This is a genomic window from Ornithinibacter sp. (assembly GCF_035443565.1).
Classification (GTDB): domain Bacteria; phylum Actinomycetota; class Actinomycetes; order Actinomycetales; family Dermatophilaceae; genus Fodinibacter.
Genome location: NZ_DAORSO010000286.1, coordinates 1 through 1,910, shown reverse-complemented (window position 1 = coordinate 1,910; position 1,910 = coordinate 1). Strand labels below are relative to the sequence as shown.

Below are 1,910 nucleotides of genomic sequence, written 5' to 3'. Positions count from 1 at the left end.
CAAGGGCCGGCACGGCATACAGCTCTCGCCGCAGCACCTCGGGCACCTGCCCGGTCAGCACGTCCCGCAAGAGGCCTCCGCCGATCCCGGTGATGCCCCCGATGAGCGTGGCTGCCAGCGCTCCCGCCTGGGCGTCGAGGGCCACGAGGGCCCCGCTGACGGCGAACACTGCCAGCCCCGCGGCATCCAACAGACGCACGGTGAACGAGACCCTGCCCAGACGCGCGTCCGGATGGCGCTCGGCGACCTCCTGCCACGTCCCGTGGAGGAGGAAGACGGCCAGCCCTGCGACCACCGCGGCCGCGAGCAGGCGCCAGTCGCTCACCGCCACCGGCGGGGTGATGCCGAGGAAGACGTCGCGGATGATGCCTCCGCCCAGCCCGGCGATCCAGCCGAGCACGAGCACGCCGAAGACGTCCAGGCCCCGCCGCACGCCGACGATGGCGCCGGTGAGCGCGAACACGAACACGCCGACGAGATCGAGCACGAGCTGTGTCGAGGCGGTGTCCGTGAGCACCGGCCCAGTCTCGCAGCCCGGCGGCGGGCCCATAGACTGGCCCGCATGGCCGACCTCACCCGTGACGACGTGGCGCACCTCGCCGGACTCGCCCGCATCGACCTCTCCGACGCCGAGCTCGACCGCATGGTCGGCGAGCTCGGGGTCATCCTCGAGGCGGTGGCGACCGTGCAGCAGGCACCGATCGCCGACGTCGAGCCGATGAGCCACCCCATGCCGATCGTCAACGTGACCCGCCCCGACGTCGTGCGGCCCTCGCTCAGCCCGCAGGACGCGCTCTCCGGGGCGCCCGAGTCCGAGCAGCAGCGCTTCGCCGTGCCGCGCATCCTCGACGTCGAGTGACGCGCACGCCCACCCCGTGCACCACCTGACCGCCACACTCCACCGGATGCCGGCCACACGGCATCCGCTCGCCGTTCACCACCGCGCCCCGCACCCCAGAGGAACCACGACGTGACCACCGACCTGACCCGGTCCACTGCTGCCGACCTCGCCGACCTCCTCGCACAGGGGAGCGTGTCGGCGCGCGAGGTGACCCAGGCGCACCTCGACCGCACCGCGGCCGTCGACGGCGCCGTGCACTCCTACCTGCACGTGGACGCGGAGGGCGCCCTGGCCCAGGCCGACGAGGTCGACCGCCGGCGCGCCGCGGGTGAGTCGCTGCACGCCATGGCGGGGGTGCCGATCGCCGTCAAGGACGTCATGACCACCCGCGGCCTGCCGACGACGTGCGGGTCCAAGATCCTCCAGGGCTGGGTGCCGCCGTACGACGCGACCCTGGTGACGCGCCTTCGCGAGGCCGGCATGCCCATCCTCGGCAAGACGAACATGGACGAGTTCGCCATGGGCTCCTCGACCGAGCACAGCGCCTACGGCCCGAGCCACAACCCGTGGGACCTCGAGCGGATCCCCGGCGGCTCCGGCGGTGGCTCGAGCTCGGTCGTCGCCTCGTTCCAGGCGCCGCTGGCCATCGGCACCGACACCGGTGGCTCGATCCGCCAGCCCGCAGCCGTCACCGGCACGGTCGGGACCAAGCCGACCTACGGCGGGGTCTCGCGCTACGGCCTCGTGGCGCTCGCGTCCTCGCTCGACCAGGCCGGCCCGTGCACCCGCACCGTGCTCGATGCCGCCCTGCTCCACGAGGTCATCGGTGGGCACGACCCGCTCGACTCCACGTCGATCAACGCCCCGGTGCCGCCCGTCGTCGAGGCCGCCCGCCGCGCCGACGTCTCCGGCATGAAGATCGGCATCATCCGCGAACTGACCGGCGACGGCTTCCAGGCGGGGGTGCAGGCCCGCTTCGACGAGGCCGTGCAGCACCTCGTCGACGCCGGTGCCGAGGTCGTCGAGGTGTCCTGCCCGAGCTTCAGCTACGCCCTGGCCGCGTACTACC

Annotated in this window: 3 protein-coding genes; 2 read left to right on the top strand and 1 reads right to left on the bottom strand. The window is 73.2% G+C overall.

Annotated elements, in window-relative coordinates:
* Window positions 1–517: trimeric intracellular cation channel family protein (locus PLL68_RS14515; RefSeq protein WP_324535299.1), on the bottom strand; the 517-nt coding region annotated here is incomplete at its 3' end.
* 45 nt (window positions 518–562) lie between these two features.
* Here PLL68_RS14515 and gatC point away from each other — a divergent pair.
* The gene (gatC, locus tag PLL68_RS14510; RefSeq protein WP_159900323.1) at window positions 563–859 is read left to right on the top strand and encodes an Asp-tRNA(Asn)/Glu-tRNA(Gln) amidotransferase subunit GatC; all 297 of its coding nucleotides are present in this window, start codon (window positions 563–565) and stop codon (window positions 857–859) included.
* Window positions 860–970: 111 nt separating this feature from the next.
* A partial coding sequence (locus PLL68_RS14505; RefSeq protein WP_324535296.1) for an amidase occupies window positions 971–1,910 on the top strand: 940 nt, incomplete at its 3' end.

Bases quoted from the DNA above. Each gene is read 5' to 3' on its own strand.
- gatC (WP_159900323.1), top strand. From the start codon at position 563: ATGGCCGACCTCACCCGTGACGACGTGGCGCACCTCGCCGGACTCGCC.